This window comes from Bacillus sp. CCNWLW194, assembly GCF_037120585.1.
Classification (GTDB): Bacteria; Bacillota; Bacilli; order Bacillales; family Bacillaceae_G; genus Bacillus_A; species Bacillus_A basilensis.
This window is the reverse complement of sequence record NZ_JBBBBL010000006.1, coordinates 66,133-81,767: the sequence shown is the minus strand read 5'-3', so window position 1 is coordinate 81,767 and position 15,635 is coordinate 66,133. Positions and strand designations below refer to the sequence as shown.

At 34.0% G+C, this 15,635-nt stretch carries 19 protein-coding genes and 3 pseudogenes; 16 read left to right on the top strand and 6 right to left on the bottom strand.

Going from position 1 to position 15,635, the window contains the following annotated elements; translation table 11 throughout:
• Window positions 1–15 precede the first annotated feature (15 nt).
• The 5 genes from V7S50_RS15235 to V7S50_RS15215 all read left to right on the top strand — a co-directional run bounded on the left by V7S50_RS15235 (window position 16) and on the right by V7S50_RS15215 (window position 2,696).
• The gene (locus V7S50_RS15235) at window positions 16–792 is read left to right on the top strand and encodes a serine hydrolase (protein WP_242253103.1); all 777 of its coding nucleotides are present in this window, start codon (window positions 16–18) and stop codon (window positions 790–792) included.
• Window positions 789–1,160: a hypothetical protein gene (locus tag V7S50_RS15230; RefSeq protein WP_063221451.1), complete on the top strand. Its 372-nt coding sequence runs from the start codon at window positions 789–791 to the stop codon at window positions 1,158–1,160. Before V7S50_RS15235 ends, V7S50_RS15230 begins: the two co-directional genes overlap by 4 nt.
• A gap of 32 nt (window positions 1,161–1,192) precedes the next feature.
• A complete protein-coding gene (locus V7S50_RS15225; protein WP_242253017.1) occupies window positions 1,193–1,609 on the top strand; it encodes a GNAT family N-acetyltransferase in 417 nt (138 codons plus the stop codon).
• Window positions 1,610–1,630: 21 nt separating this feature from the next.
• A complete protein-coding gene (locus V7S50_RS15220) occupies window positions 1,631–1,777 on the top strand; it encodes a phage holin family protein (protein WP_286676873.1) in 147 nt (48 codons plus the stop codon).
• Between the two features lie 112 nt (window positions 1,778–1,889).
• Window positions 1,890–2,696, top strand: coding sequence for an N-acetylmuramoyl-L-alanine amidase C-terminal domain-containing protein (locus V7S50_RS15215; RefSeq protein WP_242253019.1), 807 nt, complete (start codon window positions 1,890–1,892; stop codon window positions 2,694–2,696).
• A 69-nt stretch (window positions 2,697–2,765) separates the two neighbouring features.
• Here the strand turns inward: V7S50_RS15215 and V7S50_RS15210 are convergent, their stop codons facing one another.
• Both V7S50_RS15210 and V7S50_RS15205 read right to left on the bottom strand, forming a co-directional pair.
• Window positions 2,766–2,978 carry a DUF3006 domain-containing protein gene (locus V7S50_RS15210; protein WP_000820164.1) on the bottom strand — a complete coding sequence of 71 codons (213 nt, stop codon included), beginning with the start codon at window positions 2,976–2,978 and terminating at the stop codon, window positions 2,766–2,768.
• A gap of 2 nt (window positions 2,979–2,980) precedes the next feature.
• Window positions 2,981–4,366, bottom strand: coding sequence for an S-layer homology domain-containing protein (locus V7S50_RS15205; RefSeq protein ID WP_242253020.1), 1,386 nt, complete (start codon window positions 4,364–4,366; stop codon window positions 2,981–2,983).
• 448 nt (window positions 4,367–4,814) lie between these two features.
• On the opposite strand from V7S50_RS15205, the pseudogene V7S50_RS15200 reads away from it, so the two are divergent.
• The 7 genes and pseudogenes from V7S50_RS15200 (at window position 4,815) to V7S50_RS15170 (ending at window position 9,377) form a co-directional block, all read left to right on the top strand.
• Window positions 4,815–5,224: pseudogene (locus V7S50_RS15200) on the top strand (GNAT family N-acetyltransferase).
• Window positions 5,225–5,239: 15 nt separating this feature from the next.
• Window positions 5,240–5,594: pseudogene (locus tag V7S50_RS15195) on the top strand (MmcQ/YjbR family DNA-binding protein).
• A 21-nt stretch (window positions 5,595–5,615) separates the two neighbouring features.
• The gene (locus tag V7S50_RS15190; RefSeq protein ID WP_242253021.1) at window positions 5,616–6,323 is read left to right on the top strand and encodes a class I SAM-dependent methyltransferase; all 708 of its coding nucleotides are present in this window, start codon (window positions 5,616–5,618) and stop codon (window positions 6,321–6,323) included.
• A 69-nt stretch (window positions 6,324–6,392) separates the two neighbouring features.
• Window positions 6,393–6,779: a ribosomal maturation YjgA family protein gene (locus V7S50_RS15185; protein ID WP_242253023.1), complete on the top strand. Its 387-nt coding sequence runs from the start codon at window positions 6,393–6,395 to the stop codon at window positions 6,777–6,779.
• Between the two features lie 26 nt (window positions 6,780–6,805).
• Entirely contained in the window at window positions 6,806–7,324 is a 519-nt protein-coding gene (locus V7S50_RS15180; protein ID WP_242253025.1) for a DNA topology modulation protein, read from the top strand.
• A gap of 13 nt (window positions 7,325–7,337) precedes the next feature.
• Window positions 7,338–7,652 (top strand): annotated as a pseudogene (locus tag V7S50_RS15175) (nucleotide disphospho-sugar-binding domain-containing protein); the annotation flags it as partial.
• 357 nt (window positions 7,653–8,009) lie between these two features.
• The gene (locus tag V7S50_RS15170) at window positions 8,010–9,377 is read left to right on the top strand and encodes a lytic polysaccharide monooxygenase (protein WP_242253026.1); all 1,368 of its coding nucleotides are present in this window, start codon (window positions 8,010–8,012) and stop codon (window positions 9,375–9,377) included.
• A gap of 130 nt (window positions 9,378–9,507) precedes the next feature.
• Here the strand turns inward: V7S50_RS15170 and V7S50_RS15165 are convergent, their stop codons facing one another.
• From V7S50_RS15165 to V7S50_RS15155, 3 genes are all read right to left on the bottom strand, one after another.
• Entirely contained in the window at window positions 9,508–9,942 is a 435-nt protein-coding gene (locus V7S50_RS15165; protein WP_063221440.1) for a GNAT family N-acetyltransferase, read from the bottom strand.
• A 103-nt stretch (window positions 9,943–10,045) separates the two neighbouring features.
• Complete coding sequence (gene rpiA / locus V7S50_RS15160) at window positions 10,046–10,711, bottom strand: ribose 5-phosphate isomerase A (RefSeq protein WP_242253027.1); 666 nt, start codon at window positions 10,709–10,711, stop codon at window positions 10,046–10,048.
• Window positions 10,712–10,715: 4 nt separating this feature from the next.
• Complete coding sequence (locus tag V7S50_RS15155; RefSeq protein ID WP_242253028.1) at window positions 10,716–11,036, bottom strand: 2Fe-2S iron-sulfur cluster-binding protein; 321 nt, start codon at window positions 11,034–11,036, stop codon at window positions 10,716–10,718.
• Between the two features lie 143 nt (window positions 11,037–11,179).
• On the opposite strand from V7S50_RS15155, the gene V7S50_RS15150 reads away from it, so the two are divergent.
• Both V7S50_RS15150 and clpP read left to right on the top strand, forming a co-directional pair.
• Window positions 11,180–11,866 (top strand): RNA polymerase subunit sigma-70, encoded by a 687-nt coding sequence (locus V7S50_RS15150; protein WP_063221437.1) that lies wholly within the window; start codon window positions 11,180–11,182, stop codon window positions 11,864–11,866.
• A gap of 21 nt (window positions 11,867–11,887) precedes the next feature.
• The gene (gene clpP, locus V7S50_RS15145) at window positions 11,888–12,469 is read left to right on the top strand and encodes an ATP-dependent Clp endopeptidase proteolytic subunit ClpP (RefSeq protein ID WP_001992188.1); all 582 of its coding nucleotides are present in this window, start codon (window positions 11,888–11,890) and stop codon (window positions 12,467–12,469) included.
• A 44-nt stretch (window positions 12,470–12,513) separates the two neighbouring features.
• Here clpP and V7S50_RS15140 read toward each other — a convergent pair whose 3' ends face one another.
• Window positions 12,514–13,371, bottom strand: a complete 858-nt coding sequence (locus V7S50_RS15140) for a glycine betaine ABC transporter substrate-binding protein (RefSeq protein WP_242253030.1) — start codon at window positions 13,369–13,371, stop codon at window positions 12,514–12,516.
• A gap of 171 nt (window positions 13,372–13,542) precedes the next feature.
• Between V7S50_RS15140 and V7S50_RS15135 the strand changes: the two genes are divergently transcribed.
• Together V7S50_RS15135 and V7S50_RS15130 are read left to right on the top strand one after the other, a co-directional pair.
• Complete coding sequence (locus V7S50_RS15135) at window positions 13,543–14,748, top strand: quaternary amine ABC transporter ATP-binding protein (protein ID WP_242253032.1); 1,206 nt, start codon at window positions 13,543–13,545, stop codon at window positions 14,746–14,748.
• Window positions 14,741–15,577 (top strand): ABC transporter permease, encoded by an 837-nt coding sequence (locus V7S50_RS15130; protein ID WP_063221434.1) that lies wholly within the window; start codon window positions 14,741–14,743, stop codon window positions 15,575–15,577. The genes V7S50_RS15135 and V7S50_RS15130 overlap by 8 nt, the downstream gene beginning before the upstream one ends.
• The last annotated feature ends 58 nt before the right edge of the window (window positions 15,578–15,635 follow it).

The following is a 15,635-nucleotide window of genomic DNA, read 5'->3' as shown; positions in this document are numbered from 1 at the left end:
AAATGAGGAATGAAAATGGAAACTGTCATTCAAAAAATGAAAGAGATACACTCTGATCATGTTGGGATAGCTATTTATTCTACAAAAAGCAATCGTATAGTTGCTTCATATAATAGTGAATTAAATATTCCGTTAGCATCGGCAGTAAAAGTAGTAATTGGATTTGTAGTAGCGCAGATGGTGAAGGAAAATAAACGTAATTGGAATGATATACTTCATGATGTTAAATTTAATCCACATGAAGATAGTGCGCAGTTATATCCACATTTACAAGGAAGAAATACTTTAACACTTAGTAAAGCAGTTGAAGTAATGATAGCATGTCATGATAGTTACGTTGCACAGTCAGTTGTAATGTACTGTGGTGGATGGGATGCTGTGAAAATGTATGCTCAAACGTACTTTTCAAAAATTCATATACAAGAGGACGCTAGAGATGAGAAAAATATTGGAGAATTAAATGAACTTCTTTCACTTTTAGTACATATATTTCAAGGTTATAAATCAGAAGCAGAATTATGGGAACCAATTATTAGCGGCATGGTAAGGCAGCAAGGTGAATATGAAGGAATACATTCATATCACTTAGCTCATATGACAGGTGGACTATCTTCAGCTACAATAAATATTGGTATAATAGGAATATTTAACGAATTCCCGTTTCTTTATGTTATTGGGGGAAAAGACTTACCTAATCGACGTGAAAATAAAGAGGTAGATAAAGTTTTTGCAGTAGCTTTGAAGTACATATACAAAGAATATAGTGAAATTACGCTAGGAGTGATTGATTGAAAAGAAACTTAAAGACATCAACAATCATTATATTAATAGTAACAATTATCGCCTTGGAAGTTGGAATCGCGATTTACGATCACACTTTATCGTTAGATACAATTTACTTTGCAGCAATCCTCATTTGTATTGTATTACTTTTTGGTACACGTATTTCTAAAGAGAAAGAAAGTACATCGAAACAAGGGCGAAGAAAAACAGCTCTTCTATTTTGGACATTTATTTTACTGTCTATCGCTTCTTTTGCAGTTATAAGTTATATAAGAATAGGCTATGTTTCTGTGCCCGGGATAATTGGTTTTTCATGCTTTGTTACATATGGTGGATTCGTATTTATTAGTATTTTAAAGAGGAAAAGTAAAAATTAAAGGTAACTTACTAAGTTGAAAGGGAGGAATATATGAAACACATAGAGAATGGTACTCGCGCTGAAGGAGAATACATAAAAAATAAAGTCATTCAATATAACATGTCTATTTTAAATGATGAAGCGAAACAGCCGATGGAACAAGTAAATTTCGTAGTGAAAGATGAGGCTGGAAAAATCTTTGGCGGGGTAACAGGAACGATGTATTTTTATCATCTTCATATAGATTTTTTATGGGTTGACGAATTGGTTCGTCATGATGGTTATGGCAGTCAACTATTACATAAAATCGAAGACATCGCGAAGGAAAAAGGTTGTAGATTAATATTACTAGATTCATTTAGTTTTCAAGCACCAGAATTTTATAAAAAACACGGCTACCGAGAATATGGTGTTGTTGAAGATCATCCTAAGGGACATAGTCAACACTTTTTAGAGAAGAGATTATAGTAATAGTATTCTACAAGAAAAATAGATTTTAAAAGTATCACTAACAAGGTGATGCTTTTTATTTTGTTTATAGCTACTACTCAATCAGATGCAATTATGGGAACAAATAATAAGGTTCGTATAACAAAGATTTTCTTTTTTATCGGAAATGAGTTACTGTCTTTGTAGAAGAAACTAGTCGTATTTACTATATGCACTAACAAATACTATTGAATTTTTAGAAGGAGAAGAGCAATAAGACGAGCACTGAATATAATAATGATAAAGGAGGTGTTAAGTTATGGGGTATATTGTAGATATTTCAAAATGGAACGGTAACATTAACTGGGATGTAGCAGCGCCCCAACTAGATTTCGTAATCGCTAGGGTACAAGATGGTTCAAATTATGTAGACCCTTTATATAAAAATTATGCCCAAGCAATGAAAACAAGAAATATTCCTTTTGGTAACTATGCATTCTGCCGTTTTATTTCAATTGCTGATGCGAAGAAGGAAGCACAAGATTTTTGGAATCGTGGTGATAAGAGCGCTACAGTTTGGGCAGCTGATGTAGAAATGAAAACAATGGATGACATGAGAGCCGGTACACAAGCTTTTATCGATGAATTACGCCGACTAGGTGCTAAGAAAGTTGGTTTATATGTTGGACATCATATGTATGCGCCTTTCGGTATGGCGAACGTAAAAAGTGACTTTGTATGGATTCCTAGGTATGGCGGTAATAAACCAGCATATCCTTGTGATATTTGGCAATACACTGAGACTGGTAATGTACCTGGTATCGGTACATGTGATTTAAATCAATTAATAGGAAATAAGCCACTTTCTTGGTTTACTGAATCAGTACCAAAACAAGAAAATGTGCAAGCGCAAGTTTCAAAACAAAACATTATCCAATCAGGTGCTTTTTCACCACATGAAACTCCAGATGTTATGGGAGCGTTAACTTCTTTAAAAATGACTGCTACCTTCATTTTACAATCAGATGGTTTAACATATTTTGTTACTGAACCCACTAGTGATACGCAATTAAACGCAATGAAAAGCTGGCTTGATCGAAAAGGTTGGTGGTATGAAGTTAAATAATAAAAAAATAACTAGCTACTATTTGTGTAAAAAAAGAGCCGTCCAGTTTTTTTGGAGGGCTCTTTTTTACTATTCAAATAGCTTATTCATTAAATCTTGTATTTCACGTCTTCTTTTATCTGTTTCGTCCTTATCAATTGTATACGTATCATCCTCTATTATAAGAACATCACCCTCTTTTGCAGTGGAAGGGAGTTTGGATTTAGGTACATCAATTGTTACGTTATTCACTTCAATAACTGCTAGTTCCCCTTCAAAACGGTCAATAATACCTCTTTTCATAATTATCTCTCCGTTCTTACAGAAATGCTAGAACCATCACTATTAATAGTTACAGTTCCATTTAAATCGGTTCTATATACCTTAACAGCCATTGCATTTAACTTTGCTAAAGTTTCCTGTGTAGGATGGCCATATCGGTTACCTGCACCTGCACTGATCATAGCGATACTTGGTTTCACTGCATCTAAAAATGGTTGAGAAGAAGATGTCTTACTTCCATGGTGACCAGGTTTTAATACATCGGATTTTAGGCTGGAACCGTACGTTGCAACCATATCTTTTTCACTTTTAGATTCAGCATCACCAGTAAATAAGAAAGATTTGCTGCCATGTGTTACTTTTAATACAGCACTCCACTCATTTAAATCGTTACCGTATTCTTTAACAGGAGCTAAAAATTGTGAGTTTAAACCATTGATTGGTAAAGTTACTCCAGATTTCGCTTCTTTAATAGTTAACCCTTTGTTAGCTACTGCAGTTAAAAAGTCTTTAAACGTTTGTGTCGTATGACTCACTTTAGGTGCGTAAACGTTTTTTACATTTATAGCATAAAGCACTTCATCCAATCCGCCTACATGATCGGCATCAGGATGAGTGGCAATCATATAATCGATAGTTTGAAATCCTAATCCTTTTAAATAATTTGCTACAACTTTACCTTTTCCGTTATTTCCACCGTCAATAAGGATCGTTTCTCCACTTGGAGATTTAATAAAAGTAGCATCACCTTGTCCGACATCAATGTAATGAACTTCTAACTCTCCTTTAGGCTTAGGAAGAGCAGGACGGAAATTTGTTTCTAATACACGAGCCAAAAATGCAGCAAATTGTTCACGAGTTACTTTTACACCTGGACCAAATGTACCATCAGGTAATCCAGTGGTAATATTATTTTGTGCTAAAATTTTGACATAATTGTAACCCCAGTGATTAGATGGAACATCAGGGAAATTGACGTCAGCACCTGTAGGCTTCAAATCAAAAGTTTTAACTAAAACTTTTGCCATTTCTGCACGAGTTAATGAGCGGTCAGGGAAATAGTTTGTTTCGCGTTGTACAATGTTATTATGTGCTAACTTATGTACAGAATCATAGTAATAGATACCTTTGGCTACATCGGAAAAAATATGATTATAACTAGATGGTTTTTCTAATTTTAATGATAAATCTAGCATTAAGGCCATTTGTCCACGAGTTACATCATCGCTTGGCTTAAAAGATCCATCTGGCGTACCTTTAATGATACCTTTATCCGATAAATAGTTAATTTCTTTAATTGCCCAATGATTAGATTGGACATCAGGGAAAGATTTGGCACTTGTAAGATTTGGAATGAACAATGATAAAATCATGACAAATGCTGTTAGTAATAAACTAAACTTTTTCAAAAAATCGCCTCACTTAATGTATTTTTTACCTTATTAACTTTACCATTTCTTACAAGTAATTCAAAGTTTAATAGATAAATATCCCATTAGTAATTGTTTATATTCATAAATTCACCAATTTTAAATAACGTAATTTAATAGAGGGGATATGAAAGGTAGTGAAGAACTGTTTATATTGCAATTGTAGAATCTGTATTATAAATTAATCTTATGAAGGTTTGGTAACAGGGGGATTCCAGAACTATATAGTGAAAGAAGGGAAGTAAGGAAAAGTAAATACCAAGAGAAACTGCACTGTGTAGATCGTATTGAGGAATTCGCTGCAATATCATTGGAGTTACTTAATGAGAAGTGCTAACAAGTATGCAAGCGAATTTGCTAATACCAAATTGAATTATTCATAAAAGTAATTATAATAATATAAATTCTATTCAATGGGAGAAAGAAAATGTACACGTATAAATTACAACATGATCAACCAATCTGCGCAGAAAAAATAAAGAAACTTTACGATTCTGTCGGTTGGTGGCCAGAAAGAAAAGAAAAGAAAACGATATTCAAAAAATGTTAAAGAATAGTATAGCTATTGGGGTATGGGAAAATAACGAATTAATAGGATTTGCTAGAGTTGTTTCTGATGGTGTTTTTCGAGCGTACATAGAAGATGTTGTTGTACATGAGAGTGTAAGAAATAAAGGTATTGGAGAGAAGATGCTTACAATGTTACTTGAAGAGATACCTCATATCGATATTGTGAGCTTATTTTGTGGAGAGAAATTTATAAAGTTTTATGGTGAACAGCAGTTTCAAGCGACGAAACAAATTGTAATGCATCGTAATCAAATAGTGAAAGAATAAGAGGTGACAATTAGAATGATTGCAATAAGAACATATTGTTTATCAAAAAAGAAAAGCGACAGAAGATTCTCCTGATGGTTGGAATGCAACATGTATGAGGCTTAACAATAAAATATTTGCGATATTGAACCATGAAGAAGGTGAAAAAGCGGCAATTACATTAAAATGTGATCCAGAACTTTCAATAAGAATAAGAGAAGATTATCCAGATACAATCATTCCAGGATATCATATGAATAAAAAACATTGGAATACAGTGTATATTAATAAAGTTGTAGAGCGGGAGCAAATTAATAAGATGATTGATTGGTCGTATGATTTAGTTCTACAGTCATTTTCAAAGAAAAAGCAGCAAGAATTATTAGATTAATATGTATAAGGGGTGGATGTATTGAAAGACACGATTAAAGGTACATATGATAAATTAGCGAGTACATATAAAGAAAATCTAGATGTGGCAAATCCATATAACAGCTATTACGAAAGACCAGCGATGATGGAGATGATTCCGAAGAATTTAGAAGGGAAGAGTATACTAGATGCTGGATGTGCAGCTGGGTGGTATACCTCTCAATTTATAGAAAGAGGAGCAAATGTCACTGCAATTGACGTGAGTTCTGAAATGGTAAAAGCTGCAAAGGAAAGTACAGGTGATAAAGCGACGTTTCTTTGTCATGACTTGCAAGAAACATTACCATTTGAAGATAATACTTTTGATGTTATTGTGAGTTCGTTAACCCTTCATTACTTAGAAAATTGGAATCAAGTATTTCAGGAGTTTCGTCGAGTATTGAAGCCAGGTGGAGAATTTATATATTCCATTCATCATCCTTTTATGGACTTTACAAAGTTTACTTGTGAAAATTATTTCGAAAAACAATTATTAGTAGATACTTGGGTTAAATCCAACATTACAATTGAAGTTGAATTTTTTAGAAGGTCACTTCAAGACATTATTAATGAAACAACAAATTATTTTGTGTTAGAAAAAATGGTGGAACCGAGGCCAGTTGAAAAGATGAAAGAAGTAAATGAAAAATCTTATCATTATTTAAATACAAATCCCCATTTTCTTATTATGAAAGCAATTAATAAATAGCTAGCTAGTAAAATGATTATATTTTACTAGCTATTTGTAGTTTTAAATTACATTTTAGGAGAACTTTATATGAATAGGGAACGAAATAGATTATTATATGCACTGTTTACTATCGTTGTAATTATTTTAGGTCTTAGCTCAAGAAAGTTAGCTTTTGCGCTGCCCGCTCTATTAAATGATTATTTAGGTGATGCTTTATGGGCATTAATGATTTTTACTGGATTCGGATTTTTATTTCCTAAAATAGAAACGAAGAAATTGACTTTTATTAGTTTAATGTTTTGCTACGGGATTGAAGTGAGCCAATTATACCATGCTGAATGGATAGATAGCGTTCGTGCAACGACTTTAGGTGGACTCGTATTAGGTTACGGATTTTTGTGGAGTGATTTGGTGGCTTACACAATTGGTGTGGGGATTGGAATGTTTTATGAATTTATGTTACGGAAGAAATAAGGGAATCTGAAAAGGAGTATGTATTTATGAAAAAAATAATATTAATAGGTTCTGGTGGTTCAGGGAAATCTACATTAGCAAAACAGCTAGGAAATAAACTAAATATTAAGGTGCATCATCTTGATGCACTATTTTGGAAACCAAATTGGGAGGGTGTTTCGAAAGAAGAGCAAAGAACGGTTCAAAATGAATTAGTTAAAGAAGATGAGTGGATTATTGATGGGAATTATGGCGGGACAATGGACATAAGAATGAACGCAGCTGATACAATTATCTTTCTTGATATTCATAGAACAATATGTGTTTATCGTGCTTTTAAAAGGATTGTACAATATCGGAATAAAACAAGGCCGGATATGGGGGCTGGATGTAAAGAAAGATTTGATTTGCAATTTTTCAAATGGATATGGGAATACCCTAAAACGAAACGACCTTTCATTTTAAAGAGGCTAAATCAATTAAGCAAGGATAAAGATGTTGTTATTTTAAAATCTTCAAATGAAGTAAAACTATTTTTAGAGAAGTGCGATAACGTAGATAGTTAGATTATAAAAAGAAGTAACATATACAAAGTTATTTATTATACATGGCGGGATGAACAGTACACATGAAGGATTAAATAACGGGATTCCACTCATTGTAATTCCACAAAGTGCAGATCAGCCAGTAATCGCAAAGCAAGTAGAGAATCTAGGAGCTGGGATTAAGTTGTCTATGAAAGAATTAACTGTGGAACAACTACGTGAAAGTGTAGAACTTGTATTAAATAATCCATCATATAAAGAAGCTGCATTACATTTGAAGGAGTCATTTCGAAAATCTGGTGGGCATAAACAAGCTGTCGATGAGATTTTTACATTTATAGGTCAGTAATAAATAGAAGATTATACATGAGAAAAGTGTCTATATGAAATGGTATAGACACTTTTCTGTTATATAAAGCGGAGAATCAATTACATTGAAAGATTAAATATCCTGTTTTATAAATTCTGGCCATAGTATTATGTGTTAGTAATGCTTTCACATTTTCTGCACAACTTCTGCGCATGTTTTGTTGATTTCTATGTCATGATATATTCATTAAGTGAAATATTTCACATGAATAGAAATATATTTTCACTGCGGTGTATGCATAACTAACACATACATCGATACAAGATTGTCTCTCGTTATTCTTTTACATCAAAGCCCACATTACACTACAAAGTATAACAAGAAGGGGACAGGAACATGAATAATCGATTTTTAAAACAACTACAAAACATGAAAATGAACAAAAAAAGTCTAGGAGCTGTTGCATTAACAGCTGGAATTATTGGTACGACACTTATTCCTCAAAACGCATACGCGCACGGTTTTGTTGAAAAGCCTGGCAGCCGATCTGCTTTATGTAGTCCAACTTATGGTGCACTAAATGTAAATTGCGGAAGTGTTATGTATGAACCGCAAAGCTTAGAAGCACCAAAAGGATTCCCGCAAGGTGGCCCAGTTGATGGGCAAATCGCTTCTGCAGGTGGTAAATTTGGTGGTATTTTAGATCAACAAGCAGACAATCGTTGGTTTAAAAATACAATCACAGGTGGTGAAAATACATTTACTTGGAAGTATACAGCGCCTCATTTAACGAGTAAATGGCATTACTATATTACAAAAAAAGGATGGAATCCAAATAAAGCGCTCACAAGAGCAGATTTTGAACCAATTGGAACTGTACAACATGATGGTTCTGCAGCCTCAAATAATTTAACTCACAAAATCAATGTACCTACTGATCGAAGTGGATATCATGTGATTTTAGCAGTATGGGATGTAGCTGATACTGCAAATGCATTTTATAATGTAATTGATGTTAAACTCATCAATGACGTAAAACCAGATACAGAAGCTCCAAGTATTCCAAATGGAATTCAGGAACAAAAAGTAACAGCGCATAGTATAGAACTAGCATGGAACGCTTCTACGGATAATGTAGGGGTAAAAGGATATCAAATCTTCCGTAACGGAGAGATGATCGATACTGTACCGGGCACTCATTTTATTGATAAAAAATTACAACCAAGTACGGAATATTCTTATACTGTAAAAGCGATTGACACAGCTGGAAATGTCTCGAAAGAAAGTGCAGCATATACAGTGAAAACGACAGTTGAGGCTCCTGATACAGAAGCACCAACACAACCAAAAGGATTACATAGTATGGGAACAACAACGTCAAGTGTGGATTTAATGTGGAGTCCTTCTGACGATAATATTGGTGTAGACCATTACGATATTTATAGAGAAACAGAAGGATCGATGAAAAAGATTGCAACATCCAATACGACTTCTTATATGGATAAAAATTTACTCCCTAATACTACTTATAAATATGTAGTGAAAGCTGTTGATGGAGCTGGAAATGAATCTGTACAGAGTGATATGTTCACAATTACTACAAAAACTGAAAGCGCTTCATATGAAGAGTGGGATGCAAAGAAAGCATATGAAAAGGGAGATAGAGTTCTACACAAGGGAAAAGTATATGAAGCAGTCCAGAGTTATAAAGGAAATGGGGATCCAAACTGGATTTATGCCTTATCATTATGGAAAACAATATAAGCTTTACCGAGGTATGAACTAAGAGATAATGGGCTTTGATGCAAAAGGACATCTTGAGAATTCATTTTTCTATTAATAAAAGAGGGTAGTATATGAATACATAAAGTAGTTTCATATACTACCCTTTTTATTATGATAATATTTTCGTCATAAGTATATGCGGAATTCCATCTTCCATAAATACATCAGAAGAAGTTTGATAATCTAGTTTTTTATAAAACCCTTCAGCTTGTGTTTGACCGTGTAGTTTTACTTTTGTAGCGTCTTTGTTTCGAGCAATTTCTTCTAACGCTTGAATAATTACTTTTCCTAAACCGTATTTACGATAGTCTTTTAAAATACAAATGCGTTCTAATTTACCAGTACCATCAACAAATCGGATACGACCTGTACCTACAGGAAGCTCATTATAATAAACTAAAATATGTTTACATGTCTCTCCGATTTCATCAAACATATCGAATTCATCTTCAAGTGGGACATTTTGTTCTTTTACAAATACTTCTTTTCGAATGTGAAAGGCAGTTTCTAAATCTGTAAGTTCTGTTATGAGTTTGGAGTGCAAATTGTTCAGTCCTTTCTAGTGTGATGTGCTTTTGTTTTAATAGTATATCATAATGTTACGCAATAAAGAGAAAATATAAAAAGCTGACTGTAAGAGTCAGCTTTCATGATAATTCCTTAATCCCATTTTTTGTTCCAATAATCGCCTTACTAGTCATATTAACAAACAATCCGGTTTCAACTACACCAGTAATCATTTTTAATTGTTTGTGTAAATCGGAAGGAGTAGATATATGATTAGGGAATATACAATCGACAATCATGTTATTATTATCAGTTATAACCGTTACATTATTTTTTAAGCGTAATGTTGTTTGACATCCTAAAGATTGGATTTTATTTTCGGTTTGTTTCCATGAAAAAGGTATGATTTCAACAGGTAATGGAAAAGTTCCTAAACGTGTCACAACTTTTGATTCATCAGCGATAATTATAAGTTCTTTCGAGGAGGAGGCTACAATTTTCTCTCGTAGTAATGCACCACCGCCGCCTTTAATAAGCTGTAAATTAGGATCAATTTCATCAGCTCCATCAATTGTAAGATCAAGACTTTGTACGTCGTTTAACGAAATCAATGGGATATTTAATTGCTGCGCTAATGCCTCTGTTTCCTTTGATGTCGGTACAGCTTGAAATGATAACCCTTCTTTTACACGATCACCTAATTTTTGAATCGTCCAATATACAGTTGAACCTGTGCCAAGCCCAACTGTCATTCCATCTTTTACAAAGTTTGCAGCATATTCACCTGCGAGTTGTTTTAGATTCATCGCTTTATTCCGCCGGACGTGGCCCAGCATCAAGACCTGAATTCTCAACTGTAAGTACCGGACGAACGACTAAATCTTTATGTACACGCATTTGACAAGATAATCGTAAATGATCCTCAATCCCTTTTTCCGTCATCGCATTTTTTTCATTCGCACTCGCTTCACAAAAATCACCCGCTATAATTTCTACTCTACAAGTTGTGCAACGTGCTTTTCCGCCGCAACGATGAAGTATGTTTACACCGTTGTCTTCAATCGCTAATACTAACTTTGTGCCTTCTGTTACATCAAAAGTTCCTGCACCTTCAATTGTTAATTTTGGCAAATTTATTCCTCCTCACGTAAAATTGTACATAACATATTTATGACCGCGAATTATTGAACATAAACATAATTTTTTTATATGCCCCGTAACTTTTTTATTTGTTGAATCGTTAATTAAGTAAGCGCTGAAAAGGAGTGGTTATTTTGTGCACAAAAGTAACTCATATTTTAAAAAATCATATCGATATGAATCATTCAAATATAAACTTTTTAATTGAGCAATATGGAGAATTGAAAAGGTACTGTACATTTTTAACGAAAAACAAATGGGACGGCGAAGATCTTGCCCAAGAAACAGTTTGTAAAGTTCTTCAAAAATATAGTGATAAAGATATTTGTATGACGCTTGTATATAAAATAGCTAGAAATCGTTGGTTAGATCAAATAAAGTCAAAATCAGTTCATGAAAAAATAAGAGACCAAATTACTTTTGAAGAACCACATGAAAAAATTGCGGATTTGCATGAAATGGTAGGGAAAGTATTATTTTCATTAAATGTCCAGCAATCTGCAATTTTATTATTAAAGGATGTTTTTCAATATAGTATCGCTGATATTGCCAAAGTATGTTCCGTATCGGAAGGGGCAGTGAAAGCTTCTTTATTTCGGAGTAGAAATAGGCTGAAAACTGTAAGTGAAGAAGGGATTGAGATAGTCGAATTCACAGATGATATTGAAGTTGTAGTAACATCTATTCGTGAAGAAAGGCCGGAATTATTAACCAAACTTCTTCCGACAATTGATTTTACTAAGTTACCATCTAAACAGCCAGTCTTATTATTTAATGCGAAAAACCCTTCTTCCTACAGTTGTATGCTTTGCGCGGCATAACAATTATTGGAGGGATTTAAAATGAATGCAATTCCATATGTAGTAGAACAAACGAAATTAGGAGAACGTTCCTATGATATATATTCAAGGTTATTAAAAGACCGAATTATTATAATCGGTTCAGAGATTAATGATCAGGTTGCGAGCAGTGTAGTAGCGCAATTATTATTTTTAGAAGCGGAAGACGCGGAGAAAGATATATTCCTGTATATTAATAGTCCTGGCGGCTCAACGACAGCGGGATTTGCAATATTAGATACGATGAATCTTATTAAACCGGATGTGCAAACGCTTTGTATGGGCTTAGCAGCATCATTTGGTGCCCTTTTACTATTAGCTGGCGCAAAAGGAAAAAGGTTTGCCCTTCCTAATAGTGAAATCATGATTCATCAGCCACTTGGCGGTGTAAAAGGGCAAGCAACAGAAATCGAAATTACAGCAAAAAGAATATTGAAATTAAAGCATGACATTAATAAAATTATTGCTGACAGAACAGGACAGCCAATCGAAAAAATAGCACATGATACGGAAAGAGATTATTTTATGACAGCAGAGGAAGCTAAAGAATATGGGATTGTTGATGGGGTCGTTGAGAAAAAATAACATAAAACAGGCTAGAGAATATGCTAATTCTCTAGCCTGTTTTTTTAATCTTTAATCCATTCATCAACTAACGATTGATTCTTTTTAATCCAATTTCGCGCCGCTTCTTCGGGATCTTTCGTTTTATTTAACATGACCATTAATGTACCAAGCTGTTCATCGTTCATTTTCCATTTATCAAAGTATTTCACGATATCCGGATGATCTTTTTCGAAACCTTTACGAACAGAGTAATAAATGTCATCTTTTTCACCATATACTTTCTTAGGGTCTTTTAAATATTTTAAGTCAAATTCTGAAAAGCCCCAATGTGGATTCCAAAGCGTAACAGCGATTGGTTTCTTTTTCGTATATGCTTTCTTTAATTCACTCATCATCGCAGCTTCTGAAGATTGGACAAGTTTTAGTTTTAGGTCATATTCCTTCATTGCTTTATTCGTTAAATTCATAAGACTACTACCGGGTTCGATACCGACAATTTTATTATCTAGTTCATCTTTATGAGCATTTAAATCTTCGATACTGTTTATGTTTTTCACATAAGATGGTACGACTAAACCTAGTCCAGTTCCTTCATACCATTTTGATTTTAAGACAATATCATCTTTATAACGATCGTTTAGTGGTTTATCCGTAACGGGTAGCCATACTTCTAAATTAGCATCAACATCACCACGAGCGACACCAGTCCAAATCGCCGCTTTTTCTAAATACATGAGTTCAACTTTGTAGCCTTTTTGTTCTAATAAAACTTTCCACATGTTTGCTGTTGCAATGTTTTCTTTCCAACTTGTTACACCAAGTTTAATTTTCCCTTTCGAATTTGCATTTGTTGCATTACATGAGGTGAAAATCATAGTAATAAATAATGCAAGGCATATAAGCCATATTTTCTTTCTCATTGAAAACCTCCTAAGGAACGTTTGCCTTTTTAAATAAATGTATAAGTAAGCATTCTTATTATGAACGGAAACGAGAATTTTAAAGAAATCTTATGAATGTCATTTTTATGTAATATTTCTTTGCAAAATCGCAACACTATGTGAATAGATGGGTAGAAAAGGAGTAGTGACATGGATAATACAAAGGTGCGTGTTGAAAACGTAACAAAAGTATTCGGGAAACATCCGCAAAGAGCCCTTTCCTTATTAAAAGAGGGAAAAAGTAAATCGGATATTTTAAAAGAGACAGGAATGAATGTTGGTGTGAAAAAGGCAACGTTCGAAGTATATACTGGAGAAATTTTCGTTATTATGGGTTTGTCTGGTAGCGGGAAATCTACGTTAGTTCGTATGTTAAACCAATTAATTAAACCAACCGCAGGTCATATATACATAGATGGTGAAGACATCGCAACGATGGGGAAAGAAGAGTTGCGAAGAGTGAGAAGAACGAAGATGAGCATGGTATTTCAAAAGTTCGCTTTATTTCCTCATCGTACAGTGATTCAAAACGTTGCGTACGGGTTAGAAATTCAGGGAGTTCCAGTTGAGGAACGAGAGAAAAAAGCGTTAGAATCTTTGAAATTAGTTGGATTAGACCATCATAAAGATAATTATCCAAGTCAACTTAGTGGTGGAATGCAGCAACGCGTTGGAATCGCAAGGGCACTAACGAATGACCCAGATGTTTTATTGATGGATGAGTCATTTAGTGCATTAGATCCACTTATTCGAAAAGAAATGCAAGATGAGCTATTAGAACTTCAAGATAAAATGGAAAAAACAATTATTTTTATTACGCATGATTTAGATGAAGCGCTTCGAATTGGTGATCGAATTGCATTGATGAAAGACGGAGAAGTTGTCCAAATTGGAACACCGGAAGAAATTATGATGAGTCCTGCCAATGAATTTGTAGAGAAGTTCGTGGCGGACGTGAATTTAGGAAAAGTAATTACGGCAGAATCTATTTTAAAACGACCGGAGACTTTATTAATTGATCGTGGACCACGTGTAGCACTTCAAATTATGAGGAACGCCGGTGTTTCTACTGTATATGTTGTAAACAAAAAGTATGAGTTTTTAGGTATATTAACTGCGGATGATGCGAGTAAAGCAGTACAAAAACAGTGGCCGATTGCTGATTTATTACTTAACGATATTCCGCATGTTTATTTGGATACTTTACTTGAGGAAACATATGCAAAGATGGCGGAGATGAAATATCCGTTACCCGTAATTGATGAGAAGAAAAGACTTAGAGGAATCATTAAACGTGAAAGTGTCATTCAAGCTCTTGCAGGAAACATTGAGGAAGAGGTGAAAGACGATGAATAGTATTCCGCGTATTCCATTAGGGGAATGGGTCGATTCATTTGTTGCAAGTTTATATGAGCACTTTGAAGGCGTATTCCGAGGGTTCTCTTATATTATTGGAGGATTCGTTGATTTACTCACTAATTTTTTAATAATAATACCAGCCATATTGATGATTATTATCCTTTGTTTCCTCATTTGGTACACAACGAGAAAATTATCTTTAGTTATTTTTACACTGATCGGTTTATTATTTATTTTAAATATTAACTACTGGGCACAAACGATGCAAACATTAGCACTTGTACTTACATCTGTTATTATTTCAATCATTGTAGGTATCCCAATCGGAATTTTAGCTTCTCAAAATGAACGCTTCTCAAAATTTTTAAAACCGACATTAGATTTTATGCAAACAATGCCAGCTTTCGTATATCTTATTCCTGCGATTACATTTTTCGGAGTAGGTGTAGTACCTGGGATTATTGCATCAGTAATCTTTGCAATGCCACCGACAATTCGTTTTACTGATTTAGGAATTAGACAAGTTCCAGAAGATTTAATTGAAGCAGCGAATGCGTTTGGCTCTACCGCATCACAAAAATTATTTAAGGTACAATTACCACTCGCAACTGGAACAATCATGGCTGGTGTGAACCAAAGCATTATGCTTTCGTTATCAATGGTTGTAACAGCATCTCTTGTAGGAGCACCAGGTCTTGGAGTTGATGTATACCGCTCTGTAACACAAGTTAATATCGGGATGGGATTTGAAGCAGGACTAGCTATTGTTGTCATTGCGATTATATTAGACCGCATTACACAAGGATTTCATCAAAAAAGAAGATAAAAAGAAAACACACTTTATTATACAAAGTGTGTTTTTTTATATTCGAAAAGATCACATA

What these genes read in the sequence shown, in the direction of transcription:
- V7S50_RS15235 (WP_242253103.1), top strand. Translation starts at nt 16, where the DNA reads ATGGAAACTGTCATTCAAAAAATGAAAGAGATACACTCTGATCATGTT.
- V7S50_RS15225 (WP_242253017.1), top strand. Translation starts at nt 1,193, where the DNA reads ATGAAACACATAGAGAATGGTACTCGCGCTGAAGGAGAATACATAAAA.
- V7S50_RS15215 (WP_242253019.1), top strand. Translation starts at nt 1,890, where the DNA reads ATGGGGTATATTGTAGATATTTCAAAATGGAACGGTAACATTAACTGG.
- V7S50_RS15210 (WP_000820164.1), bottom strand. Translation starts at nt 2,978, where the DNA reads ATGAAAAGAGGTATTATTGACCGTTTTGAAGGGGAACTAGCAGTTATT.
- V7S50_RS15185 (WP_242253023.1), top strand. Translation starts at nt 6,393, where the DNA reads ATGAATAGGGAACGAAATAGATTATTATATGCACTGTTTACTATCGTT.
- V7S50_RS15180 (WP_242253025.1), top strand. Translation starts at nt 6,806, where the DNA reads ATGAAAAAAATAATATTAATAGGTTCTGGTGGTTCAGGGAAATCTACA.
- V7S50_RS15170 (WP_242253026.1), top strand. Translation starts at nt 8,010, where the DNA reads ATGAATAATCGATTTTTAAAACAACTACAAAACATGAAAATGAACAAA.
- rpiA (WP_242253027.1), bottom strand. Translation starts at nt 10,711, where the DNA reads ATGAATCTAAAACAACTCGCAGGTGAATATGCTGCAAACTTTGTAAAA.
- clpP (WP_001992188.1), top strand. Translation starts at nt 11,888, where the DNA reads ATGAATGCAATTCCATATGTAGTAGAACAAACGAAATTAGGAGAACGT.
- V7S50_RS15140 (WP_242253030.1), bottom strand. Translation starts at nt 13,371, where the DNA reads ATGAGAAAGAAAATATGGCTTATATGCCTTGCATTATTTATTACTATG.
- V7S50_RS15135 (WP_242253032.1), top strand. Translation starts at nt 13,543, where the DNA reads ATGGATAATACAAAGGTGCGTGTTGAAAACGTAACAAAAGTATTCGGG.
- V7S50_RS15130 (WP_063221434.1), top strand. Translation starts at nt 14,741, where the DNA reads ATGAATAGTATTCCGCGTATTCCATTAGGGGAATGGGTCGATTCATTT.